At 54.1% G+C, this 21,612-nt stretch carries 35 protein-coding genes and 1 tRNA gene; 29 read left to right on the plus strand and 7 right to left on the minus strand.

Going from position 1 to position 21,612, the window contains the following annotated elements; all coding sequences use genetic code 11:
• Positions 1-63: 63 nt before the first annotated feature.
• Together C1725_RS09430 and C1725_RS09435 are read left to right on the plus strand one after the other, a co-directional pair.
• Entirely contained in the window at positions 64-537 is a 474-nt protein-coding gene (locus C1725_RS09430) for a sigma-70 family RNA polymerase sigma factor (protein ID WP_102411361.1), read from the plus strand.
• Positions 534-2,606, plus strand: coding sequence for a hypothetical protein (locus C1725_RS09435; RefSeq protein ID WP_102411362.1), 2,073 nt, complete (start codon positions 534-536; stop codon positions 2,604-2,606). Before C1725_RS09430 ends, C1725_RS09435 begins: the two co-directional genes overlap by 4 nt.
• A 66-nt stretch (positions 2,607-2,672) precedes the next feature.
• Here C1725_RS09435 and C1725_RS09440 read toward each other — a convergent pair whose 3' ends face one another.
• Complete coding sequence (locus C1725_RS09440; RefSeq protein ID WP_102411363.1) at positions 2,673-3,989, minus strand: alpha/beta fold hydrolase; 1,317 nt, start codon at positions 3,987-3,989, stop codon at positions 2,673-2,675.
• Positions 3,990-4,193: 204 nt separating this feature from the next.
• Between C1725_RS09440 and C1725_RS09445 the strand changes: the two genes are divergently transcribed.
• Positions 4,194-4,270, plus strand: a tRNA-Pro gene (locus C1725_RS09445).
• Positions 4,271-4,397: 127 nt separating this feature from the next.
• On the opposite strand, the gene C1725_RS09450 is transcribed toward C1725_RS09445, so the two are convergent.
• From C1725_RS09450 to C1725_RS09465, 4 genes are all read right to left on the minus strand, one after another.
• Entirely contained in the window at positions 4,398-5,549 is a 1,152-nt protein-coding gene (locus tag C1725_RS09450) for a tyrosine-type recombinase/integrase (RefSeq protein WP_102411364.1), read from the minus strand.
• Positions 5,550-5,698: 149 nt separating this feature from the next.
• Complete coding sequence (locus C1725_RS09455) at positions 5,699-6,457, minus strand: hypothetical protein (protein ID WP_102411365.1); 759 nt, start codon at positions 6,455-6,457, stop codon at positions 5,699-5,701.
• A 13-nt stretch (positions 6,458-6,470) separates the two neighbouring features.
• Positions 6,471-7,274, minus strand: a complete 804-nt coding sequence (locus tag C1725_RS09460) for a hypothetical protein (protein ID WP_102411366.1) — start codon at positions 7,272-7,274, stop codon at positions 6,471-6,473.
• A 659-nt stretch (positions 7,275-7,933) separates the two neighbouring features.
• Positions 7,934-8,302: a helix-turn-helix domain-containing protein gene (locus tag C1725_RS09465; RefSeq protein ID WP_102411367.1), complete on the minus strand. Its 369-nt coding sequence runs from the start codon at positions 8,300-8,302 to the stop codon at positions 7,934-7,936.
• A 135-nt stretch (positions 8,303-8,437) separates the two neighbouring features.
• Between C1725_RS09465 and C1725_RS19315 the strand changes: the two genes are divergently transcribed.
• A complete protein-coding gene (locus C1725_RS19315) occupies positions 8,438-8,602 on the plus strand; it encodes a hypothetical protein (protein ID WP_346026525.1) in 165 nt (54 codons plus the stop codon).
• Between the two features lie 224 nt (positions 8,603-8,826).
• Here the strand turns inward: C1725_RS19315 and C1725_RS09470 are convergent, their stop codons facing one another.
• The gene (locus C1725_RS09470) at positions 8,827-9,270 is read right to left on the minus strand and encodes a DUF2321 domain-containing protein (RefSeq protein ID WP_346026526.1); all 444 of its coding nucleotides are present in this window, start codon (positions 9,268-9,270) and stop codon (positions 8,827-8,829) included.
• Entirely contained in the window at positions 9,246-9,677 is a 432-nt protein-coding gene (locus tag C1725_RS18985; protein WP_346026527.1) for a hypothetical protein, read from the minus strand. The genes C1725_RS09470 and C1725_RS18985 overlap by 25 nt, the downstream gene beginning before the upstream one ends.
• Before the next feature lie 104 nt (positions 9,678-9,781).
• Between C1725_RS18985 and C1725_RS19320 the strand changes: the two genes are divergently transcribed.
• From C1725_RS19320 to C1725_RS09580, 25 genes are all read left to right on the plus strand, one after another.
• Positions 9,782-9,946, plus strand: coding sequence for a hypothetical protein (locus C1725_RS19320; protein WP_346026528.1), 165 nt, complete (start codon positions 9,782-9,784; stop codon positions 9,944-9,946).
• Positions 9,947-10,019: 73 nt separating this feature from the next.
• Entirely contained in the window at positions 10,020-10,247 is a 228-nt protein-coding gene (locus C1725_RS09475) for a hypothetical protein (RefSeq protein WP_102411369.1), read from the plus strand.
• A gap of 103 nt (positions 10,248-10,350) precedes the next feature.
• Positions 10,351-10,692 (plus strand): hypothetical protein, encoded by a 342-nt coding sequence (locus C1725_RS09480; RefSeq protein WP_102411370.1) that lies wholly within the window; start codon positions 10,351-10,353, stop codon positions 10,690-10,692.
• Between the two features lie 15 nt (positions 10,693-10,707).
• Positions 10,708-10,887: a hypothetical protein gene (locus C1725_RS09485; RefSeq protein WP_102411371.1), complete on the plus strand. Its 180-nt coding sequence runs from the start codon at positions 10,708-10,710 to the stop codon at positions 10,885-10,887.
• A 68-nt stretch (positions 10,888-10,955) separates the two neighbouring features.
• Positions 10,956-11,462, plus strand: coding sequence for a host-nuclease inhibitor Gam family protein (locus tag C1725_RS09490; RefSeq protein WP_102411372.1), 507 nt, complete (start codon positions 10,956-10,958; stop codon positions 11,460-11,462).
• Positions 11,455-12,138 (plus strand): hypothetical protein, encoded by a 684-nt coding sequence (locus C1725_RS09495; RefSeq protein ID WP_102411373.1) that lies wholly within the window; start codon positions 11,455-11,457, stop codon positions 12,136-12,138. Before C1725_RS09490 ends, C1725_RS09495 begins: the two co-directional genes overlap by 8 nt.
• The gene (locus C1725_RS09500; protein ID WP_102411374.1) at positions 12,125-12,796 is read left to right on the plus strand and encodes a putative HNHc nuclease; all 672 of its coding nucleotides are present in this window, start codon (positions 12,125-12,127) and stop codon (positions 12,794-12,796) included. The genes C1725_RS09495 and C1725_RS09500 overlap by 14 nt, the downstream gene beginning before the upstream one ends.
• The gene (locus C1725_RS09505) at positions 12,793-13,056 is read left to right on the plus strand and encodes a hypothetical protein (protein ID WP_102411375.1); all 264 of its coding nucleotides are present in this window, start codon (positions 12,793-12,795) and stop codon (positions 13,054-13,056) included. The genes C1725_RS09500 and C1725_RS09505 overlap by 4 nt, the downstream gene beginning before the upstream one ends.
• Positions 13,053-13,451, plus strand: coding sequence for a single-stranded DNA-binding protein (locus C1725_RS09510; RefSeq protein WP_102411376.1), 399 nt, complete (start codon positions 13,053-13,055; stop codon positions 13,449-13,451). Before C1725_RS09505 ends, C1725_RS09510 begins: the two co-directional genes overlap by 4 nt.
• Before the next feature lie 14 nt (positions 13,452-13,465).
• Positions 13,466-13,891: a hypothetical protein gene (locus C1725_RS09515; protein WP_102411377.1), complete on the plus strand. Its 426-nt coding sequence runs from the start codon at positions 13,466-13,468 to the stop codon at positions 13,889-13,891.
• Positions 13,884-14,684 (plus strand): hypothetical protein, encoded by an 801-nt coding sequence (locus tag C1725_RS09520; RefSeq protein WP_102411378.1) that lies wholly within the window; start codon positions 13,884-13,886, stop codon positions 14,682-14,684. The genes C1725_RS09515 and C1725_RS09520 overlap by 8 nt, the downstream gene beginning before the upstream one ends.
• On the plus strand, positions 14,681-15,085 hold the full coding sequence (locus C1725_RS09525) for a RusA family crossover junction endodeoxyribonuclease (RefSeq protein ID WP_102411379.1): 405 nt from the start codon (positions 14,681-14,683) through the stop codon (positions 15,083-15,085). The genes C1725_RS09520 and C1725_RS09525 overlap by 4 nt, the downstream gene beginning before the upstream one ends.
• A complete protein-coding gene (locus C1725_RS09530; protein WP_102411380.1) occupies positions 15,082-15,372 on the plus strand; it encodes a hypothetical protein in 291 nt (96 codons plus the stop codon). The genes C1725_RS09525 and C1725_RS09530 overlap by 4 nt, the downstream gene beginning before the upstream one ends.
• 129 nt (positions 15,373-15,501) lie before the next feature.
• On the plus strand, positions 15,502-15,666 hold the full coding sequence (locus tag C1725_RS19325; protein WP_346026529.1) for a hypothetical protein: 165 nt from the start codon (positions 15,502-15,504) through the stop codon (positions 15,664-15,666).
• A gap of 4 nt (positions 15,667-15,670) precedes the next feature.
• Positions 15,671-16,048: a phosphoadenosine phosphosulfate reductase domain-containing protein gene (locus C1725_RS09535; protein ID WP_102411381.1), complete on the plus strand. Its 378-nt coding sequence runs from the start codon at positions 15,671-15,673 to the stop codon at positions 16,046-16,048.
• The gene (locus C1725_RS09540) at positions 16,021-16,245 is read left to right on the plus strand and encodes a hypothetical protein (RefSeq protein ID WP_146009207.1); all 225 of its coding nucleotides are present in this window, start codon (positions 16,021-16,023) and stop codon (positions 16,243-16,245) included. Before C1725_RS09535 ends, C1725_RS09540 begins: the two co-directional genes overlap by 28 nt.
• Positions 16,242-16,913, plus strand: a complete 672-nt coding sequence (locus tag C1725_RS09545; RefSeq protein ID WP_102411383.1) for an LbetaH domain-containing protein — start codon at positions 16,242-16,244, stop codon at positions 16,911-16,913. The genes C1725_RS09540 and C1725_RS09545 overlap by 4 nt, the downstream gene beginning before the upstream one ends.
• Positions 16,914-17,037: 124 nt before the next feature.
• A complete protein-coding gene (locus C1725_RS09550) occupies positions 17,038-17,295 on the plus strand; it encodes a hypothetical protein (protein WP_102411384.1) in 258 nt (85 codons plus the stop codon).
• Entirely contained in the window at positions 17,292-17,564 is a 273-nt protein-coding gene (locus C1725_RS09555; RefSeq protein ID WP_102411385.1) for a hypothetical protein, read from the plus strand. The genes C1725_RS09550 and C1725_RS09555 overlap by 4 nt, the downstream gene beginning before the upstream one ends.
• Positions 17,565-17,601: 37 nt before the next feature.
• Complete coding sequence (locus tag C1725_RS09560; RefSeq protein ID WP_102411386.1) at positions 17,602-17,781, plus strand: LexA family transcriptional regulator; 180 nt, start codon at positions 17,602-17,604, stop codon at positions 17,779-17,781.
• Positions 17,778-18,191 (plus strand): hypothetical protein, encoded by a 414-nt coding sequence (locus C1725_RS09565; RefSeq protein ID WP_102411387.1) that lies wholly within the window; start codon positions 17,778-17,780, stop codon positions 18,189-18,191. Before C1725_RS09560 ends, C1725_RS09565 begins: the two co-directional genes overlap by 4 nt.
• A gap of 80 nt (positions 18,192-18,271) precedes the next feature.
• Positions 18,272-18,952, plus strand: coding sequence for a DUF559 domain-containing protein (locus C1725_RS18990; RefSeq protein WP_146009208.1), 681 nt, complete (start codon positions 18,272-18,274; stop codon positions 18,950-18,952).
• Between the two features lie 97 nt (positions 18,953-19,049).
• Positions 19,050-19,367, plus strand: a complete 318-nt coding sequence (locus C1725_RS09570) for an HNH endonuclease (protein WP_346026530.1) — start codon at positions 19,050-19,052, stop codon at positions 19,365-19,367.
• Positions 19,368-19,474: 107 nt separating this feature from the next.
• Entirely contained in the window at positions 19,475-19,867 is a 393-nt protein-coding gene (locus C1725_RS09575; protein WP_102411389.1) for a hypothetical protein, read from the plus strand.
• A 4-nt stretch (positions 19,868-19,871) separates the two neighbouring features.
• Positions 19,872-21,611 (plus strand): terminase large subunit domain-containing protein, encoded by a 1,740-nt coding sequence (locus C1725_RS09580; RefSeq protein ID WP_102411390.1) that lies wholly within the window; start codon positions 19,872-19,874, stop codon positions 21,609-21,611.
• Position 21,612: the final 1 nt, after the last annotated feature.

The following is a 21,612-nucleotide window of genomic DNA, read 5'->3' on the forward strand; positions in this document are numbered from 1 at the left end:
TTTCGCGTATTTCATGCGAAAGGAATTTCCTTTCCGAATGCATTTGAACGCCGGAGGTAGACCATGGTCGATGACGCAACGTTTACCCGGGAATCGTCCGCCCTGCTGCCCGGAATGTACCGGCTCGCCATGAGCATCCTGCACGCGCGCTCGGACGCACAGGACGCCGTGCAGCAAGCGCTGCTCAGGGCATGGGAGCGCAGAGCGAGAGCACGGCCGGAGAGCTTTCGGGCATGGCTCACGCGTATCGTGATTAACGAGTGCCGCAACGTGCAGCGCGCACGCATGCGCGTGTTCCCTGTAGAGCAGCCGCAGACGCCGCAATACGTGCCGGAGGATGTGGGGCTTTATGAGGCGATCGAGGGCCTGCCGGAGAAACTGCGAACACCGTTGCTGCTGCATTATATGGAGCGTTACAGCGAGCGCGAAATCGCAGGGGCTCTCGGCGTACCCGTCACGACGGTGAAAAACAGGCTCTTTCGCGCGAGGCGCGAGCTTAAGAAGACGCTCACGGATTCGGAGGTGACGTTTGAATGAAAAAAAGGATCATCCATTCGGACGCGCTGAAGAGCCTGTATCCGCCTATGGACGAGGCCTTTGAGCAGCGAATGCTCCGGACGATTCATAGCCTGCCCGAAAAGGAGGAGGAAAGAGTCGTGAAAAGAAAACTGTCGGTGGGGCTGGTCGTCGTCCTCGTGTTGGTTGTCGCGACCACGGCGACGGCGCTGGCGCTTACGCTCTCTAAGGCGTTTTTTGAGGATGCCGCAAAATTACAGCTTGAAAGCGGCTATTATGACCATTGGTCACTCAATGAAAAGCTCGGATTCCTCAAGATCATGCGTGAAAACGGCATCCTGCCGGGCGATGCGCGTGTGGATGCAATCCTGGATGGGAAGATGAGCGACGCAGCGCGTGAGGAAGCGTTGGACGCTCTGATGGCTGAGCGCTACGGCGGGCCGAGCAAGATCACGGAGAATATAGGCGTGGAGAGCATCCTCTACGTCGAGATGGGGCCAATGGACGGTTGGAGCCTCGAAGACAAGGCATGGTATACGCAGATGCTCATGGATCTCGGACTGCTGGGCTTTGACACAGACGTGTTCCTGCTCCCAGGGAAGGATGTTATCCGTCCCGCGGAAGCCGTAGAGGCCGCGCGCGCGGAGGTACAGGACGTGTACGGCGTGACGGCGCAGGAACTGGACGCTTATCAGCCGGTGGTCGATTACAGCCTGCACCGCAGCGAGTACAAGCTGTTGGAGCCTTACTACACCGTACATTTTGCGATGAAGGAGGCGGACGGGACGGTCAACTACGAGGCTCCGCGCTATGAATACGATTACACCTGCAACGTGTCGGGCGACGGAAGGATTCTCTGCGCCGCGGACGGGTACGCCGGCGTAGAGTCGCCGCGAGACGCACTGGAGCGGGAACGGCGAATACAGGAGGAAGGGAGCCTGTCAGCGGAAGAACGGTTGAAACGGCACCGCGAGACGGCGCAGACAGTTTCCGCCCAAATCTACTCCCTCTCAGAGGGAAATACGCTGGCGGGCGCGCTGGCCCTGCAGGACGGTTCGGTACTGGTCTATGGCGCGGCTGATCAGGCAAACGGAATGCTTTCGGGGCTGGAGATCGGGCAGCACACGCCCTACGCCGTCTGTTTAAGCGAGGCTGGCGAACCCATCTGGCGGCGAACGTTTACAAAAGGCGTATCTGTGGAGTGCGCCATGCAGCTGGAGTCCGGGGACATTTTGCTCTACGTAGCAGGAAATCTTTCTTCCTGCGGCCCGTACACGCAGGTTCGCTTGAACGAAAGCGGCGACGTACTTGAGAAAATCGCGCTGCCCAGCACGGAGGAAATGGTGGGCGTTCGGATGCCGGAGGGAGACCAGAACTTTGCATGCGAGGGGCATGAGGGTTTTTTGCTAAAAAGCTCCGTCGGCCAGACGCATACGCTGATGTTCGCCCAGCTGAACGCACAGGGCGAGGTCGTCTGGGCCCGGCTGTACGATGAGCTGACAGGCCGGGCGACTAGAGTACGGCCTATCGCGGGCGGATACCTCGTAACCGGCATGGACGGGAGTCTGAAACACGGCTTGCCCCTGCTGTGCTGGTTGGACAGGAATGGGAACATTCTGCGCACGAATGAGGGGGTAGCGGTCGAAGGGCTCAGAGGCGTGTGCATCCTGAGCGTGTTGGAGCTCGAAGACGGCAGCCTCGTCGCGAGCGGCGAATCGGGCGGAATCGGCGGCAAGCCGATGCTTATGTGCCTGGACGCGCAGGGAAAGGAAATTTGGATTAAAGCCCGCGAGGAAACCGTAAAACTCCTGAGCGGTTCCCAGATTGTACAAACGGAGGATGGTTTTGCTTTCGCCCTGGAACACGACCTCAGCGAGTACGGCGAGGGAAGACATCTGGCGCTTCTGGAAGTGGGGGAAGACGGCAGCCTTCATGAATTGTACCCGGAGGGCGCGGATGAAATAGACGTCATAGGAGCCGGACCGCATCTGGTCCCGATCGGGAAGGAGGGAAAGCTTGCGATCGTGTGCTGGGGATATGTAAAGGAGAACGGGGAAGAAAAGCGCGTCATCAGGATGATCGTGCTGTGAAAAGGAAAAGCGCCGGTGCAGAGCGAATCTCTGCACCGGCGCTTCCACGCGTTGGGCGTTAAAGGATCAGGCGATGGAACCAAGCCAGCGCGCAATGTCTTCTGCAACGGCCGGATCCACGGTTTGAGGACGCATGTAGGCCTGCTGCAGGTTGGCGAATGAATCGCCCTCTTCGGCAGGCAGGAACAGATGGCTCAATCCCGGATAAGTGACGTACGTGTAGAGCGCGCCTTCGCCCAGGCCGTTCTTCCAAGCATCATAGGCGGCACGATTGACCTGAAGATCCGCCTCACCCCATAAAAAGAGGAAGGGCTTCTGGGTTTCACGGGCAATAGCGACCTGATCCAGCTTTTCCATGTATTGCAGGTAGTAACCGCTTAAGCCGAACACAGTCTGGCTGCGCGCTTCCTCCTCGCTCATTTGCAGCAGCGATTCAGCATGCGCGCGCTCGTCCTCTACCCGCTGAAGGAGCTCGTCCTGCTGCTCCTGGGGCATCAGGGCGATGGAGAGCAGGTTCTGGTCGTAGGACATGCGCCAGAGCGGAAGGGGAGTGCCGGCCAGCGCAATGCCGCCCGAAAAGCCGCACTCACGCACCAGCCAGGGGGTCAGGATGCCTCCCTCGCTGTGCCCCGCTATGTAGACGCGCGCGGCGTTTGTCTCCGCCTTGAGCACCCGAAGCGCCTCGCGTACCGGCTCCAGATATTCCTGCTCGACCGTATCTACCGGAAGCTCGGGATGTGCGTAGGTGATCTTGTCAAAGCGCATCGTGCCTACTCCCCGCGCTGCCAGGTCGTAGGCGATGTCGCGGAAGGGCTTGTTTGGGCCGATGGTTTCGTCCATATCGCTGGCGCCCGATCCATGCACGAGCAGCACGTAGGGCGTTTGATCCGTCGCCCCTTCGGGCGACACGATGGAGGCGGAAAGTTCCTTCTCCGTACCGGCAAAAAGGGTCGCCTGCGCTTCCAGAGCACCTTCTGGCAGCGCCTTTACAACGGGCTCATAGGCGATGTTCGGCTGCAATGCCAGACCGGAGAGGGAACCGGTCTCATCGAAAACCACGGTCAAGGTGGCAGTACCGCTTTCAAACGAGAGCGTGAAGGACACCGAGGGGGTGCTGCTGCCGGAGAAAGCCTGCTCCCCTGCGACCCCCTGATAGGCGCCAAGCCGCTCTGTAACGGCCGACCAGCCCTGCATAAGCATCTCTTCATCTACGGCTGAACGCATGTCAGCGCTAAAGCGCTCGACTACCCGGCCATATTCTGCGGATGTAAAGTCGTCTAGAACGCTGTGCGCCTGGGCCAGCAAGCCGTCCCCAGACGTATCTGCGCACGCGGACAGCGGAAGCAGAAAGACGAGCAGGCAAAGAGCCATCCATTTTTTCATCGTAGAACCTCCAGTTCATCTGGTTTTATACAAGTACTTAGAATGTTATCTAAATACTTGCTCGAAGCATATCACTTCATGACGCGTCTGTCAAGGGTGAATCGCTCGACGAAAGATGGAAACATTCTACGGAAACCACTTGACATCCGCGCAAACTGTGCTATAATATTGAATGTTCGCCGGAGAGTTCTCCGCGTGAGGTATCTGGGTGTAGCGCAGCTTGGTAGCGTGCTTGAATGGGGTTCAAGAGGCCGGAGGTTCAAATCCTCTCACCCAGACCATCAAAAAAGCCTGAAAGCCTTGATTTTACTAGGTTTTCGGGCTTTTTTGTTTTGTTTTGGAAATTACGAAAAATTGGCTGAAATAGAGCAAAATCGAATCGCGTGTAATACAAAATGGTCTACAGGATTAGGCGATATTATTGATTATGTTTCGCAATGAAATTAAATCTTCGTGTTGATAGTGCAGCGTCATTTCGTACGACGTGTGCCCCATCAGCGCGGCCTTGTCCTTCAACGCCCCATCGACTGATTTTATGAGCGTCGCAAAAGTGTGTCGGCATGAGTAGGGCGTGCGTCCGGGCTTCTCGCCGGGGGAGGGAATCGGCTGGATGCCGAGCTGATCGAGCAGCGGGTAGAAGCATTTTTCGCGGAAATAGGCCGTCGGCATCGGCCCGTCCTCGCGCTGAAACAACAACGGCGTCCCGGATAGATAGCGTTCCGAGATGTACGGCATGATAATCGGGTGTACCGGGACGATGCGGTTTTTTCCGGCATCGGTTTTCGCTCCGCCTCGAAGCGTTTTCGTCGCGGGGTCAAACGCTTCGCGCGGCAGCGCAAGAAATTCCCCCGGCCTGAAGCCGCTGTAACAGAGCGAGAGGACCCAAGCAGCATAGGGGACGCCCTGTGCTGCAGCCGCCTTGATTTCCGCTACCTCGTCGAGCGTAAACGGCAACCGGCTTTCGCTGTCCGCCCGGTCGATCCACACGAACGACGCAAAGTTTCTGTCAATGACGCGAAGCTCCTGTGCATAGCCGTACATGAGCGTGCCCAATGCTTTCATGTTTTCGCGCGTCCGGGTGCCGTGCGGGCAATCGTCAATGCAGAGTTGCCAGTCCTCGGTGTTGAGGTCTGCAAATTTCATGTGGTGTATGTCCGAAAAATATTTATAGGCCGCGCGGTAGCAGTAGAGGGTGCTCTTCCCGACGCGCCGGGCGTGACGCTCCATCAGCTTTTCGTAGAGCTGCGCGAACGATATGTCCGCGTAGACGTTGGCGTCGTGGGGCTGCTTGATTGATTTTGCCAGTTCGGGAAGGTACAGTAGCGCTTCTCGCCGCGTCGCAAAACCGCCCTTTGTATACGGCACGCGCGCGACCGTGCCGTCCGGCATGACGGTTTTGACCCGTATAAGCGACGTCCATTTCTTCCCGCGCTTGTAGGCCGTGCCCTCTCCGTTGGCGCGCCTGCGGTTGACGCGCCGCTTTTCGTTCTGGTTTTGACCGCAGAAGGGGCAGAACGCAAAGGCATCTTCGATTTCACGATGACATTTTTTGCAGATCACGGCGATTCTCCTTTGCTTTATTTGCCAATTTCAACCCACGCGCTCCGTGCAGAGCGAGACTATTCCTTGATAAGTTTATAAATATTGTCGTTTGTTGCGTTGCCCGCCGCAGAGGTGAGAGACTGCGGCGGGGATTATTTCGTAAACGCTTATTTGTAAATCCACCGATAACCGCCAGCGTGCTTTTGAACTCCCTTTGCAGCATCTCTTATGCTTTTTGGGCTTACGCCAATTTCTTGCGCGGCAGCAGTTACCGATATAAATTCTTTTATTATGTTTCCATTGTCGTCTATCTGCACGACGGGCTTTCCAATCGATGTTTTGCTTTGTTTGCAGTTTTCCTTAGCCTTTATCCTTTCATTTTTTAGTTTAGTTTTTTCGTCTAATTTTCTAGCGGATTCTTGCCGGGCATATAAAAGTTTTATGGCTTTATCTCGCCTTGCCTCCCACAAACTCGCTTGCTCTGGGTTTCGCATGATGCCTTCGTTCAAAATATCTATTTCATTGTCATAGTCTTTCAGGCGGCGGTAAGCCATTGCGTATGAATTGTACAGTATCGGGGCGTTGTAACCATTGTATCTAGCTTGGTCAAACAGTTCAATAGCGGCTTCGACGTTTCCTGCTTTTCGCGCCTCTTCGCCACGTTCCCAAAGAGGGTATCCGGCATCATATCCGTCGCGCCAATTATCGTGGTTTTTAATTGTACTAATTGGAACCCTTTTGTGTACTGGATTCACCGTTACAAGGTCTTGCGTTATAGCCTCCTCTTCGGAGGATGCGACAATAGGAACGTACTCGCGTTCCCTTGCAGATTTTAGAAGTAAAATAATCTCGTCTGTTGATAATTTGCACATTGAATGAATACTATTTTCAAAATCGCGCTTGGCGCGGCTGCTTCTCGTTGGCATGGGGACGGACTTTTTATTTAACAAGCATAAAGATGCATTCGTTGCTTTCGATGTAGTTCCCGATTTCGATGTATACGGCAAATACATCATTTTCGTCCACGAACGAACGCTCTTTAATTTTGTGATTATAATAATCGTTAGAATTAGCAAAAATAGTATACTTCGGGGAATATGAATCCGGCGTGGCGTCTGTTGTAACGACATAATATCCGGGCTCAAAGTGTATGCCGCATACTACGGTCCCTGATTTCGGAATTCCCATTACAGCGCTTCCGCTATCTGCGATAGGAAGGAGAGTGAACCCATACCCATCTAAGCGCACGTTTATGCTTTGCCCTTCAGTTAGGAGCAATGGAGTAGGATTAGTTATGGATGTCATCTCTTCTGCGAGATCAAAAAAAGAACCATGCTCCCTCGGAATTAAAAAGTATTCGCCCGGGAGAATATCGGTACCGACCGTATAAACAGTGCCAAACCTTACTTCATATCCTTCGGCTCTTGAAACAACTGCTTCGTTTTTAAGGTGGTTGTATTGCTTGTTAAGCTTGTTTAGCAAGTACTCTGTTGTCTCGACGTCTAGTGCGTCGAGAAAACTTTCAAGATTTAATTGTGTTCCGTCGCCAGTCGCAAGGATGAAGGCAACGGTTACATCTTGCGTGGCTTTTTCTTCCGGAGTTTTTTCTTTGATTCCGAAATCTATGTTTCGCCAAGCGTCTTCGAGCGCATCAGCAGACGCAGTTGCCGTTATTAACAACGGCATCATAGCCAACAGCAAACACATGGTTTTAATCGTTTTCTGCACACGGCTGTTATTCATAGATATCCCCCTCATTTCGCGGTCATCTGACCGCTTTTTCTTTTTGCAACAAAATTATTTTGAGATTTTTTGCTGCTTTATGTACGTAATTTCTGCATGAATCGTGCAATTCCTTCTCCAAATCGTACCAAATACATAAGAAGGAAAAGCAAATTTCTTCCGTTTATTGGCTTGCCCGATTTTTTGATTTTTCTACATATCAATAGTGTAGAGAAAAGTTAAATTAAAACTTTTCTATTCGTGCGTCGATGCTAAACCGGGACTTAAAAGGAGGCGATGCCTCATGCGGGGTTGTGCTGGGCACGATAGCGTGCTATAATACAAATGCAAACAAACGTTCTATTTTTCCATTTAAATTCCAGTGACATTTCAATAACTCGGGTGTATACTATGTGCAAACAGAAACCTTAAAGGTATATGAGACTTTCACATCCATTCAAATTGTTTGAACAAATATTAGTTCACATTTATTACATCACATTGGCGCGAGGGTGCGCCATAACAAGTATTTGCATGGAGGCGAGGAAATGAACTACAGGGAAATGATAATGCAAATGGTTGGCAGGATAGAAGACGAGACAGTGTTACAACGGATATTTAAATTTATCAGTCGCCTCATAGCACGCTTGCCGTAAAGTCATTAGATTTGCGGGCCGAGTTTAACGGCCCGCATTTTTTATTTCGTCTACAATCTTCCGAAGAAGCTCCCATTCCTCATCGCCGAGCCGAGCAAAGGCGCGCATCACTTTTTTTGCAAACTCGTTTTCGCCCGACATAAGGGCGTCAACTCTTTCATCATCTGTTTCTGGTGCAATGGACATGGGCCCTGTCCCGTCCTTGAGCCACAGATAACTGATGTTGTATGTCCTGCATATCAGGCGGATCATGGCCTCAGGCGGGCAAACTTTATCTATTTCGTACGTAGTAATCATTTCCCTAGTTGCGCCTAAGCTTTTAGCAAAATCAGATTGTGTAATTTTCCCCGGCAGCGATTTTCTTATGGCTTTTATCCTCTGCCCCAATGTCATAGTATCCCTCCTTTATATGTTTACTATTATACAGCGCAAATTATGTAACGTCAATTACATTTTTTATTAAAAAGTATTGACAATTACATTTGTGCGCCGTATAATGTGATTGAAATCACAAAGGAGGTGAAGCAAATGATTGCAGACGACCGTTGTAAACTGATTGCGGAAATCTCTAAGCTCCCCGAGGCAGACAAGCAGTTCGTGCTTGGTTACGCCGCGGGCGTACTGGCAAAGGCGACGGAACCCCCGAAGCCCAAGAGGCGCGGGGGAGGGAAGAACGAGAAACAGAGCGCATAACGAAACCCGACCGACCGCACCGCATAAAAGCGGCAGAGAAAGGAACGCCATGAAGTGCGTAAAATGCGGACACAAGAATGCAAGCGGATCAAATTTCTGCACTAAGTGCGCGGGGAAACTCGACGAGAAATGCGCATGGTGCTGGGTAGACCAGCTAAGCGAATACTCGTGCGGATACCCAACGTGTGAGGAATACATGAAAGTAATTGGGCCGTTGCGTTCGCTCAAAGCCCTAGTAGCTTCAATGCCGTGTCGCAGGCAAACTTAACGATTAAACTCTGGAAAGCTTTGCGGGTAATCTCTCCGCAGGTCGATAGACACTTCTTAAATCGAATTGTTGCAAGAGTGGTTTCTGGCGATTCAATGACGAGGTCATGAAAAGACAAAGACATAATTCTTCTCTCTTCATCGCTCATGTATTCGTCCTCTTCCACGATTGTCGCAGCGTTAGAAAGAAGGGATACGGTCCAAGGGAAGGGCGCTCCGCAGCATGTGCAGTATTTCGGGACATCGAGTTTATGAACATGGCGCAAAACATTGGAGAACGATTTTTCCGGGGTCGCGTTTATCTTATCGATGGCCGCGCTACTGATACGACTATTGCCGCGATAAGAGCGACGGCAGGCTTGCGCAGAAGGAGGAATCAATGAAATCCCGCAGATATCCACTGCATAAATCCTGTAAATACTTCGACTATTGCACCCGCGAAGAAGGAGGCAACCGTGATGATTGTGGTTATTGCGAACTGCACCCAAGAGCGGCGCGCATCTTTACGTTTCCATTCGTCCGCAGACTGCTGATTCAATGCGTTCTTTCGTTCCTGATCGGCGCGCTCTGCGTTGCGCTTGTCTATCGCTTCTAGGTATTCGCGCCCAGCGAGAGAAAGCACGAGTTTATCAGTATACTTGCCGGTCTGATAATCAAATTCGCACTCAAACAGGTCGATGGTCTTCCCGTACTTAAGCACGATGTAATGCACAACTTCTTCGTATGCGCCCGGAGAACCCCAGAAAGTATAGGCGTCTTCAAAAGTCATGGGTAGCTTGCGAAGAAACAATTCAAGTTTTTCGACCATTGCACCGTCACCTCGCGTTTGATTATACCATGGCTGCCAGCGGACAACAACGAAAAAGGACAGCGTTACGCTGGCAAGATCGTCGAGAAGGAGGGATCGAGGAAATGAACATTTACGAAGCAACGGTCAAAGCGATAAAAGATGGAAAGAGAATCCGACATTCAGGAATAATCATCACTCCGACCAACACTAGCGGCTGCTGCTTGGTTGAGGTCGAAGGGTTAAAAAAGCCCCCGGCAGGCGGTGACAGCCGAAAGCAAGAGACTTAATGGCAGATGATTGGGAAGTCACGGAATGAACTTTGAAAGAAGATCCAAGACGGGATAAGTGAGGGGGAACGACATGGACAAGCAGCAGTCAGCGGTCAACGAAATCCGTGAACTGGACACGGTGACGATCACGCCGGAGCTGGCCGCGCGGGCGCTCGGATGCGATCCGCAATACCTGCGAGACAATATCAAGGACCAGCCTGAGCTGATCGGTTTCAGGTTTTGCAGGATAGGAGCGCGAACAATCATACCCCGCAAGCCGTTCCTGCAATTTCTCACGGGCGAGGGGGGAGAAACGTAAATGCGAGGCACGCCAGACCAGATCATGCACATGCTCGGCGGGCTGCAGTACTGGACGCCGCAGGACATACAGATGGCATTTGGGCGGAAGGGAGGGATGCAAGGTGTACGACCCGATCAGCGGGCGGGGGAAAATTCCGCTGCCGGACTACAGCGGGACAGCGTGGTATCAGGAATGGATACAAGAGCTTCGCGTCGTCGACGCCCGCATTGAGCGCGAGTGCAAGGGCGGCATAAAGGAGCCGACGGGCGCGAAGCCGGGGCGCAAGCGCGTGTACACCCCGGAGGAAATCAAGGCAAGACGCAGGGAGCGCCAGCGGGCGCGCTATCACGCCAACCACGCCGAGATGCTGCGCAAAGGCGCGGAGCGCCGCGCAAAACAAAAAGCCCTGCGCACGGCTGCAACCGTAACGCAGGACAGAGAACAAAACACAACGATATTTTAACACAGGAGGCCGGTTATGTCAAACAAGGAAGATGGGATGATTGTCATTGAAGATCATGGAGTTATCGTCCAGTACGACCCGGAAAGCAACGCCGTCAAGGTTGCGGAGTATGGCGCGGATGCGCTTGAAACGCTTATCAAGGCGCTCAGAATGCTGGCGTATCGGCTCGACATGGACAAGCCTTTCGCGCTGTAACCCCGATTACGAACAGGCGGAGACGGAACGAGCGTACGCGATGGCGCGCAAAAGAAGGAGGAAACCGAATGAGCGAGACACAGAGGATCACGGAGACAACGGAGCCGTTTTCGATTACAGACGACCTTTCTGCCGACTGGGCGGCGCGGAAGATTGCTGAGAAGAGGCGCGATCTTGAGCGGTTGCGGGCGCACTACGACGCCCAGCTTCGGGCGGCTGAAGAGGCCACAGAGCGCGAATGCGCATACTTCGAGCGGCTGCTTTACGATTACTTTACGACGTGCCCGGCAAAGTGCACGAAGACGCAGGCGTCATACGCGCTTCCGTCCGCGAAGCTGGTGCTCAAGGCTCCCTCGCTACAGTTTGAGCGCGACGAGGACAAGCTACTGGCCTACCTCAAGGCCAACCACCCGGAGATGGTCAAGACAGTCGATAAGGCGGCGTGGGCCGACTTCAAGAAGCTCGTGAAGCCGCTGGAAGACGGTGCGTGCGTCGACAGCGAGACCGGCGAGGTGGTCGACGGCCTGAAAGCCGGAATGAGCAGCGAAAAATTCGAGGTAGTGTGCAATGGATAAGATGACCATCTACAACGCCGTCCGCGCCGTGCCCGCACAGGCTCAAAAGGCCATACAGGCAGGGCGGCTCAAGGGGAAAACGGACATCAACCCCATGTGGCGTATCCAAGTGCTCACGGAGCTGTTCGGGCCATGCGGAGACGGATGGGGTTATGAGATCGAGCGGATGTGGACGGAAGAGGGGGCGAACGGCGAGAAGTGCGCGTTCGTCCAGATCGGACTTTGGTATCTCAAAGAGGATGGATTGAGGTCGTCGGCCATTCCCGGCCTTGGCGGGAACATGCTGATCGCGAAGGAGAAAAACGGGCCTTACACGTCGGACGAATGCTTCAAAATGGCCCTTACGGATGCCATCAGCGTTGCCGCGAAGGCTCTGGGTGTCGGAGCAAACATCTATTGGTCCGCAGGCGCGCAGACGAAGTACGACAGGCCACAGGCCCCGTCATCGCCTCCTTCCAATCAACCCGCGCCCCCGGCGAAGGCCACCCCTCGCGATAACTGCGGGGAGCTGATCGGCAACGTGGTTTACGAAGGCAAGGTCTACACGGCTGACAAGTGGCGCATGTCCACCAGGCGCGCAAGTGAAATGAACCTGTGCCCGGCCTGTATGGAAAAATACAATGCGCTGAACGCAGCAAACGCGGCGAATACGGTGAACGAAGATGGAAGTCGTTGACGGCAAGATCGTGAACGCGACGCCGGAGGGAATCACGATCTTTGTGCCCTACACCAACGTCGAAAGGCTGTGCCTGCGCCGGTATGACGCGGTGCAGGTCGGCCTGCCCGACGGACGCAGAATCAGTCCGGAGCAGCGTCGCAAAGCCTATGCCCTGCTGGGCGAGATCGCGGAGTGGGCGGGATACGAGGTCGAGGAAATCAAGCTGGTACAAAAGCGCGAGTTCGTCCATCGCCACCTGCAGGCGCTCGAAAAGGAATTGTTCAGCCTGTCGAACTGCGACATGACGACGGCTCGCGAGTTCGTTGCCTACCTTATCGACTTTGTGCTCGAGTTTGACGTGCCGACGCATGTGCCCCTCGTGACGCTGTGCGACGACATCCAGCGGTACGTATACGCCTGTTTGGTGCATAAGAAGTGCGCCGTGTGCGGCAAGCGCGCGGAGCTGCACCACGTAGACCGCGTGGGCATGGGCAACGACCGCACGCAGATAGAACACATCGGACGACGCGCCCTACCCCTTTGCAGGATACACCACATCGAGGTCGATCACCGCGGGGACGCGGCGTTTATGGCGCGGTACCACCTGGAACCCGTTCAGATCGACGAGAAGATATCGAAAATATACAAACTGAGAACAAAAAGGAGCAAGCCATGAAAGTTGATTACGAGGCGAACAAGATTCCAGAGAGACGCAGATTCATGCGGAAAAGCAGAGCCTACGACATAATGCACGATTTTTTAGAGAGCAGCAATGCCGTCGCACGCATTTGCGAATTTAAGGACAAAAAAGAACTCAGAAGTTTCTACGGAACCGCCCGTACCGTCGCAACAAGAAGACGACCTGAGTTTGCAACTATCAAGATTCACATGCAGGGAGACGCGGTGTACCTCGAAAAGACGGAGGGGCAGGAATGAACAAAGTCATTTTGATAGGAAACCTCACGCGTGATCCGGAGATGCGCACTACACAATCCGGCACATCAGTGTGTTCCTTCTCCATCGCGGTCAACAGGCGGTTTCGCAATCAGCAGACCGGCCAGCAGGAGACGGATTTTATCAACATCGTCGCATGGAAGCAACTGGCCGACCTGTGCGTGAACTACCTTGAGAAAGGCCGGAAGGTCGCGGTGTGCGGGTCGATTCAGACGCGCACTTATCAGGTGAAAGACGGGAGCAAGCGCGCCGCTTTTGAGGTGGTTGCAGACGAGGTTGAGTTCCTGACGCCCAAGAACCAGCAAGCCAGAGCGCCAGGCGGTACGGGCATCCCCGCGGGATTTGAGCAGGTGGAAGACGGCGATTTACCGTTCTGACGGGAGGCGATCATATGGCGTTCAAGTGTATTATGCCGATAAAAAAACGATCATCGCGCGCGACACCGAACGAAGCGTATATTTCGATCACGCCGAAAATGCTTTACATCAGTGCTGCGGCGTGGAAACTGCTGAGAGCAGAGTACATTACCATCGGAATAGATACCAAAGCCCTGCTTGTGCGCATCTATTCCGCGAAGCAGGGCGACGAAGGGGCGTTTAAGCTCTCGCACGTCAAAGAAACGCAGCATGCGCGTCGCATCGAAACGAACAATGCCCTGCTGAGTTTTATCAGATACGGGCTACCGCAGTCTATGCTTGGCAAGCATTTGCCGTGTTATCTCAGTCTAGACGGCGCGCTACTCGCGGACTACGCCTACCATCCCGCCCCGGCGATCTCGCGCGAACAGGCGGCCGAAAGAGGCGGTGACAGTGCCTAACAGGATCATCAAGGAGAGCATTTGCACAAGCGACAACCTTGACACGCTTTCATGGTTCGAGGAGGTTTGCTTTTACAGGCTCATTGTAAACTGCGACGATTACGGCAGGATGGACGCCCGCCCGGCAATTCTGCGGGCCCGGCTGTTTCCGCTCAAAACGATCACGGACAAGCAGATTAAGGACGCGCTCAAATCACTACGGTCGGCTGGCATGATCGATCTATACATAGTAGATGGTCGTTCGTTCCTTCAAATTCGTACGTGGGAAGCGCACCAGACAATCCGTGCAAAAAAGAGCAAGTATCCAACGCCTGCCGACACAGCGCAAGAGCCTGAAAACATCTGCATGCACATGCAAGCAGATGAAAACATGAGCGAGCACATGCAGGCAGATGAAAGCAAATGTCCACGTAATCCAATCCAATCCGTATCCGAATCCAATACGAATGGGGGCGCGCAGGGCAAGCCTGCGCCGCGCGCGCACCGTTTTGCCCCGCCGACGCTCGAGGAAGTCGCGGCGTATTGCCTCGAACGAAAAAACAAGGTCGACGCGCAACGCTGGCTTGACTACTACGAGGCCAACGGCTGGAAAGTCGGTAAAAACCCCATGAAGGACTGGCGGGCGGCCGTACGAAATTGGGAGCGCAACGGATTCAGCACATCGAAGCCGGGAACCGAATCTGCCCGCCCTGTCAAGGAGGTCGCCAAGCATCACTATGACCAGCGGCAATACCCCGAAAACGAACTGGACGCGCTGTTTTACGACATCATGAAGGACGATGACACGAAGTGACACAGAAAATCATTGTACCCGGCAGGCCGTGCGGAAAGGGGCGTCCGCGTTTCGATACGAGATCAGGACACGCATACACACCAGATGCAACACGCAAGGCCGAAGAGTCTGTCAAAAGCCTTGCGGGGCATATAAAGCCGGTTGAACGATATGCGCGAATCAAAGTTACCGCATGGCACGGAATCCCGAGCGGAACAAGCAATGCAGTACGTATGCAAATGATTTCCGGCGATATACGCCCCGCGGTTAAGCCGGATGCCGACAACATCCTCAAGCTCGTGCTGGACGCACTAAACGGAATTGCATACGCAGATGACCGGCAAATCGTCGAGGCGTCGATTGAAAAATGGTATGCGTTGACACCTCGGGTAGAAATCGAGATCACGGAGGTAACGCCATGAACAGAGCATATCGCCGCCGCGCCGCGCGGATGAAGTTTACGATGGACGAGGCGAAACGGGCCGCGACCGACATCATCATGGAGACGGAGGAGCACAAAAACAACATGATCCAGCTCGCGGCGCTGCTCGTGCTGCATCGCGACTTTGGATTCGGCAAGGAGCGCTGCTACAGGTTTTTCGAGGCGATGACGCGGACGGTGGATGACGCGCTGTGCGCCGACGAACTGCGGCAGGCGATCGAGAAAGAGCTTCCGGGGCTGCTGGAAAGCGGGTGGCGGAATGCGTAAATTAACCACGTATTTTGCGTATCTCCGGGCCCTGACGAACTACAAATTCTGGACGCTCGTGTCGAATGCGTGCCGTTGGTTTATGCGGATATTGAGACCTGACATAACGCAGGAGGGGGCGGGCAGAAAATGAAACTGAGACGATACAGCGATAAAGTGGCGATCAACAGGCCCCGCCGCCGCTGTCAGCTCATGGACGAGCTGCGGGAGGCCGCGCGGCACGGCTACGGATCACCGGTGCGCGGATACGTGCCGCGCGAGGAGAAGCGATCACCCGGGCGGCGGGGAGGGTGAGCGTATGAGTATACGCTATACTGAGTTGGACGATTTGCAGGCCCTGCCCCTTGATGCGAAGATCGAGCGCGCAGTACAGGCTATCGGAGAAGGATTTGCCGCATCTCGGCACAATCAGGCGATTGCGTTCAGCGGTGGAAAAGATTCGACCGTGCTGTGGTGGCTGATCCGCACATATTTTCCGGAGAGAAAGCCGTACATCATTTTTGGCAACACGGGCGTCGAATACCCGGAAAGCCTACGCTTTGCCCGTGAGATCGGCAAGGCTTGGGGCGGAGAACGATTCAAGGAGGCCCGTCCGGCGAAACTGGAAAAGGACGGGCTCAAATACGAAGCGCAACGCGAGGTGCTGGCATGGCTCGAACGAGAGGGGCGCTCGTGATGCGCAGCGGGATGGGCGACCCGTTGAGAGCGCTGCGAATGGAGAGGGCGAACGGACAAATGAGCCTGCTAGACGTATACACAACCGAGGAGCTGATGGAGATTCGGCCCTGCGCGTTTGACAGCGTAGACAAAATCATCATGAGCGACGACACGATCAGCGAGTACGACAGCGAGGAGGAGGCACAAAACCCATGAAAAAATACACTCAATCGGATTTCGACACGCTTAAGCGCGCAGATGACGGCTACCTGTACTGTCCCGGCGGCGACTGGTCTGACGTAGATTTCGGCGCGGACAAACTGGTTTTTGGCGACGGGTGCGAGCTGGGCGACTGGTGCAAGCTGGGTAACGAGTGCACCCTGGGCAACGGGGGCGAGCTGGGCGACTGGTGCGAGCTGGGCGACGGCTGCACGCTGGGCAACAGGTGCAAGATGGGCGACGGCTGCACGCTGGGCAACCGGTGCGAGCTGGGCAACTGGTGCGAGCTGGGCGACAGGTGCGAGCTGGGCGACGGGTGCGAGCTGGGTAACGAGTGCAAGCTGGGCAACTGGTGCAAGATGGGCGACAGGTGCGAGCTGGGCGACAGGTGCGAGCTTGAAAACGGCGCGGTGCAAAATGCAACGTTTTTTGCAGCGAGCAACATTGGGAGCGTAAACCGCACGGCCTACGCCTACTGCAACACGCAGACCGGCGACATATACGTGCGCGCGGGCTGCTGGTTTGGCGGCATCGACGATTTTGAGCGGCGCGTACACGACGTACACGCCGGGACGGTGCACGAGGCGGATTACATGGCGTTTGCGGCGTTTGCGCGTGCGAGGTTTGCGAGGTACAAAAGGGCCGCCAAAAAACTAACGAGGTGATGCGCATGTACAGATGCCCCAAATGCGGCGCTGGCATGAAATTTGTCTACACTTTCAGCGGCGGCTACTGGATATGCCGGACTTGCGGATACTGTCCGAAAATCAAGCAAAGGAGACTAACTGAGTGACGTACAAAGACGCAGCGAAAACGATCATAAAAGAGCAGTTCTGCAGCAACATTTTTAAACCGGCATTCGCGGGCGGCGTGTGCGGGTGCCCGTATCACTATTTCAACATAAACAGATACGCCGTCTGCCACTCGCAATGCCGCAAATGCTGGCAGTCAAAATACAGAGGCGAAACCGTCAAAGACTTTGCGAGATTCGACGGGATATTTAGCTTTACCAAACCGGAGCATATCGGAAAGGCCGTGGAAAAGTGAACTACAACGGAATCTATCCCCGCATCGTCAAAATAAACGACGCAATAAACATCGACGGCGACGACGCGCTCATCTGTGTAGTCCGGCAGTTTTGTGGCGACGACGTTGCAAACATGCTCGAGGATCGCCTCGAAATCAGATCGAGGGCAATGAGCTTAAAAGACGTGCTGGAACATCTGGAAGGAGTCCGGAACGCGCTTGACGACGCGATGGAAGAGGTAGAAGGCGCGAGATACGCTCTCGATGAGATCGAGCGAGGGCCGCTATGAAGCATCGACAGGAAGCGATCCAAAGGAGGGTGATAACGTGAGCGCAAATCTTGACCGCCGCGAGCGCATCCGCCGGATGATGGATGCCTCCCTCCGCGCGCGGGGGCGAATGCCCACGGTACGCGAGATCGCGGAGGCAGAGGGCATCACGGTCAAAAACGCCTACGGCTACATAAAACGTATCCGTGAGGGATACGGAAGGAGGGGGAACGCTTGAGACAATGGGCGCTCAAACTGGACGAATACGGAATCAGCAAATCGGAGTACGAAGAGCTCAAGGCGTTTTGCCGGAGGTATGACGAAAAGAGGACCGAAGCTGCAGACATGCTTTATCGAACGACTGGAAAGCTTACTGGCATGCCACGCGGGAGCAACACATCAGACCCCGTGTGTGCGGCGGCAGTACAGCGAGATAGGTTACTGCGAGACTGCGAGATGATCGAGCAGGCGGCAATAGCTGCGAGCGGCGACTTGTATGCTTATATATTGCGCAACGTTACACGCGACGAAGGAATTACGACCTTAAAGCCACCGTGCGGCCGTAGGCAGTTCTACGAGGCGCGACGAAAGTTTTTCTTTTTGCTTAGGAATGCGAAATTAGGACACTTTGGGGCAGTTGAAAGGTGATATAATGCTAGTGGGTGGAAACACCCACAAAAGAGAGTGTTGGAATATCACTCTCTTTTCTCATTCATGGAGGCGAGAGAATGGGGTACGAGGATGCAAAACGAGATGGTGTAAAGATTGTGAAAAAGCAACGGGGCAGTTATTATTATCCTCGCTGTTCAATTTGTGGGGAGGAAATGCTTGTAATGCGTTATACCTCTGGAACGAAATACACCTGCAAAGCATGTAAAGCGAACAACGCGTTACGAGATAGCGAAAGGCGCATACTTGACACTTTTGAAATTAAGGAACGCAGAATGGATAATGCGATCCAAAGAATTGCGAAAGTTGCACGAATAGAAAATTATGAAACAGCGATATCTGATGTTCATAAAAGAATACACACTCCGTTGTCATATGAAAGCACTGAAGAAATCATGGTTGCCATAGAGCTTGAACAAAAACACATTAAATATAGACATCAAGTTAAGTTTGGGAGCAGATATAGAGCTGATTTCGTTTTACCTGATATGAAAGTCGTTCTTGAAGTAGATGGAGAGATTTATCACGGAGAAGAAAAGCGCACAAAAGAAAATTTGAGAGATAACCTAATAGCCATATCTCTAGGTGCTGAATGGGAAGTTGTTAGAATACCAGCATCACTAATCAACAAAAACGTAACAAGACTTGTAAGCGCTGTTAGCAGAGCGAAAGAAAAACGAATGCTAATTCGAAAACGAAACGGCGGCGCTATACCCGAGTGGTATAGCGATCGCCGATAACACTTTGGGTGTGCGGCCTACCTACGGGCCGACGGGCAGCTCTCATATTTATCGGTGAGGCGGGGCCGGAGAGCAATATATCCCCGGAGGTGATTGGGTGGGATGGAAAGAGCGTGCGCCGGAAATAAAGGCGTTTTATCAATCATCGCTATGGAAACAAACGCGAAAACTTTATTATGCGCATGCATTCGGCATCTGCGAAAGCTGCGGCGGAACTGGAGAGATCGTGCATCATCGTATACCGCTTACACAAAGCAATGTACACGACGAACGAGTGGCGATTGATTTCGCGAACCTCGAATTGCTGTGCCAAAGCTGTCACAGATTGAGGCATACGCATTTGAGTTGCGCGCAGGACGGGCTGATATTTGACGAGGACGGCAGGCTGATCGAGGCAATCCCCCCGAGGGTATGATGCATCGGTATAGTGTGGGAAACCGTGGAGGGGTACCCTTAGAGAATACACGGGCCGCGCGTATAATGGGTGTAGGTCAAAGAAAGTAAAACTAGGGAGATGAGGATTTGAATCTTAAAAAGACGAGCACATACAAACAGATCACGAAGGAAATGCCGGAGGGTTCGGGCGTAAAGGACGAGTTTGATCGGATGCTCCCGCGATTTGATGTGCTGGACGATGGCAAAGCGGTCGTTGCCATGAAGCTGCTTGCGCGCGTGGCGTTTATGACGGTGCAGCTCGCAGACATCGAGCGGCACATTGACGCCGAGGGTGTGCGCGAGACGTATCAAAACGGCGCGAATCAATCCGGCTACAAAAAGAGCACATACGTCGAGGTATACAACGCGATGATTAAAAACTATGCGGCGCTGACGAAACAGCTTGCGGACATGTTGCCGGAGGATGCGCCGAAGGTAGAAGACGACGGCTTTGAGAGCTTCGTCGCGCGCAAGGGGTGAGAATATGACGAGGCAGGCGAAGGAGCGACCAAACCCGATCATCGCATATTGGGAGGATATCGAGGCGGGCCGCGTCGCCGTGCCACAGACGATCATCAAACTCTACGGCGGGTTGGTACGCGACATCGAGACGCCACGCGCGCCGTGGGTATATGACAACGATCTTGCGTGGCATGCCATTGATTTTATCCAGACCTATTGCAAGCACTCGAAGGGAGCGGCGGGCGGGAAGCCTTTTGTTTTAGAGCTGTGGCAGAAAGCTTTCTGCGCGGCTCTTTTTGGTTTTGTCCATGAGGAAACGAGGCTGCGCAGATTCCGCGAAGCGCTGCTTGAGGTTGGACGCAAAAATGGCAAATCCACGTTCGCGGCAGCTATCGCGCTATACCTCATGGTGGCCGATGGCGAAATGGGTGCGGAAATCTACAACGCCGCGACCAAGCGCGATCAGGCGAAGATCATTTGGCTGGAAGCCAAGCGAATGGTGCGCAAGTCGCCTGTATTACGGAAACGGCTAAAAACACTGGTCGCGGAGATCGTCGGCGTCGGAGAATACGACGGATGCGTAATGAAACCATTGGGCGCTGACAGCGAGACGCTGGACGGCCTAAACGTGCACGGAGCGATCATGGATGAGACGCACGCTTGGCCGGGCATGGACTTGTACAACGTCATCGTAGACGGCGAGAGCGCGAGAGAGCAGCCCGTTACACTCATGACCACGACGGCGGGCTTTGTGCGCGGCGGCCTCTATGACGAGAAAAACCAAGAGGCGATAAACAGCCTGAACGAGATTGACGGCATGCGGGACGACACACTGCTCGCGGCGTTGTACAGGCTGGACGCGATAGACGAATGGAAGGACCCGGCCTGCTGGCAGAAAGCGAATCCGGGCCTCGGGACGATTAAGCGCGCAGACGCGCTGGCCCTCAAAGTCGAGAAAGCCAAACGAAACCCGCGACTGGTGGCGAATCTGCTATGCAAGGAATTTGACATGCCACAGATCAGCGCGGAGGCGTGGCTGACCTACGACGAGATCAAGAACGATTTGACCTATGCCTTGGACGATCTGAGGGATTCGGTGGCAATCGGAGGATGCGATCTGTCCGCGACGACGGACCTCACATGCGCCACGCTGATGGTGCGCAAGCCCGACGATCCGGTCATCTATGTTTTGCAGCAGTATTTTATACCCGAGAAAAAGGTCGAGGAGCTTGAGGACACACCGGACGGCAGGCCGCGCGAAGCCCCTTACAGAGTTTGGGCACAAAACGGCCTCGTGACGATCTGCCGCGGGAACCAGGTGGATTATCATGCGGTAACGGCGTGGTTTACGCGCATGCGCGACGAATACGGCATAAGGCCGCTTTACATCGGATTTGACCGCGCGCTGGCGGGGTACTGGCTTGACGACATGGACGGACACGGATTTACATGGATGGGGGAGCGGCACCCGGCCAACGTCATGGAAAAAGTCGCGCAGGGAGCATTTACGTGGACGCAGCCGATGAAGGAGCTGGGCGCGCAGCTCGCGGCGAAGTCCGTGAACTACAACCGGAATCCGGTGACGATGTGGTGCCTGACAAACACGGTCGCCAAATCGCGCAACGAAGACGGAGTGAAGAGCATCGAGCCGCGCAAACTGCGCGAGAGCCAGCGCATAGACGGCACGGTCTCGCTGCTTAATGCATGGGTGTGCTACCTGCGCCACTACGACGAATACATGCAGTACGTAGAGATGGGGTGAT

The organism is Beduinella massiliensis (assembly GCF_900199405.1).
GTDB lineage: Bacteria > Bacillota > Clostridia > Christensenellales > Aristaeellaceae > Beduinella > Beduinella massiliensis.

Coding starts and splice junctions, on each gene's coding strand:
- C1725_RS09440 (WP_102411363.1), bottom strand. CDS start 3,989: ATGAAAAAATGGATGGCTCTTTGCCTGCTCGTCTTTCTGCTTCCGCTG.
- C1725_RS09495 (WP_102411373.1), top strand. CDS start 11,455: ATGGATAAGATGACCATCTACAACGCCGTCCGCGCCGTGCCCGCACAG.
- C1725_RS09435 (WP_102411362.1), top strand. CDS start 534: ATGAAAAAAAGGATCATCCATTCGGACGCGCTGAAGAGCCTGTATCCG.
- C1725_RS18985 (WP_346026527.1), bottom strand. CDS start 9,677: ATGGTCGAAAAACTTGAATTGTTTCTTCGCAAGCTACCCATGACTTTT.
- C1725_RS09490 (WP_102411372.1), top strand. CDS start 10,956: ATGAGCGAGACACAGAGGATCACGGAGACAACGGAGCCGTTTTCGATT.
- C1725_RS09530 (WP_102411380.1), top strand. CDS start 15,082: ATGAACAGAGCATATCGCCGCCGCGCCGCGCGGATGAAGTTTACGATG.
- C1725_RS09505 (WP_102411375.1), top strand. CDS start 12,793: ATGAAAGTTGATTACGAGGCGAACAAGATTCCAGAGAGACGCAGATTC.
- C1725_RS18990 (WP_146009208.1), top strand. CDS start 18,272: ATGGGGTACGAGGATGCAAAACGAGATGGTGTAAAGATTGTGAAAAAG.
- C1725_RS19320 (WP_346026528.1), top strand. CDS start 9,782: ATGAACATTTACGAAGCAACGGTCAAAGCGATAAAAGATGGAAAGAGA.
- C1725_RS09540 (WP_146009207.1), top strand. CDS start 16,021: ATGGCTCGAACGAGAGGGGCGCTCGTGATGCGCAGCGGGATGGGCGAC.
- C1725_RS09455 (WP_102411365.1), bottom strand. CDS start 6,457: ATGCCAACGAGAAGCAGCCGCGCCAAGCGCGATTTTGAAAATAGTATT.
- C1725_RS09460 (WP_102411366.1), bottom strand. CDS start 7,274: ATGAATAACAGCCGTGTGCAGAAAACGATTAAAACCATGTGTTTGCTG.
- C1725_RS19315 (WP_346026525.1), top strand. CDS start 8,438: ATGATTGCAGACGACCGTTGTAAACTGATTGCGGAAATCTCTAAGCTC.
- C1725_RS09515 (WP_102411377.1), top strand. CDS start 13,466: ATGGCGTTCAAGTGTATTATGCCGATAAAAAAACGATCATCGCGCGCG.
- C1725_RS09485 (WP_102411371.1), top strand. CDS start 10,708: ATGTCAAACAAGGAAGATGGGATGATTGTCATTGAAGATCATGGAGTT.
- C1725_RS09500 (WP_102411374.1), top strand. CDS start 12,125: ATGGAAGTCGTTGACGGCAAGATCGTGAACGCGACGCCGGAGGGAATC.
- C1725_RS09430 (WP_102411361.1), top strand. CDS start 64: ATGGTCGATGACGCAACGTTTACCCGGGAATCGTCCGCCCTGCTGCCC.
- C1725_RS09475 (WP_102411369.1), top strand. CDS start 10,020: ATGGACAAGCAGCAGTCAGCGGTCAACGAAATCCGTGAACTGGACACG.
- C1725_RS19325 (WP_346026529.1), top strand. CDS start 15,502: ATGAAACTGAGACGATACAGCGATAAAGTGGCGATCAACAGGCCCCGC.
- C1725_RS09580 (WP_102411390.1), top strand. CDS start 19,872: ATGACGAGGCAGGCGAAGGAGCGACCAAACCCGATCATCGCATATTGG.
- C1725_RS09510 (WP_102411376.1), top strand. CDS start 13,053: ATGAACAAAGTCATTTTGATAGGAAACCTCACGCGTGATCCGGAGATG.
- C1725_RS09535 (WP_102411381.1), top strand. CDS start 15,671: ATGAGTATACGCTATACTGAGTTGGACGATTTGCAGGCCCTGCCCCTT.
- C1725_RS09465 (WP_102411367.1), bottom strand. CDS start 8,302: ATGACATTGGGGCAGAGGATAAAAGCCATAAGAAAATCGCTGCCGGGG.
- C1725_RS09545 (WP_102411383.1), top strand. CDS start 16,242: ATGAAAAAATACACTCAATCGGATTTCGACACGCTTAAGCGCGCAGAT.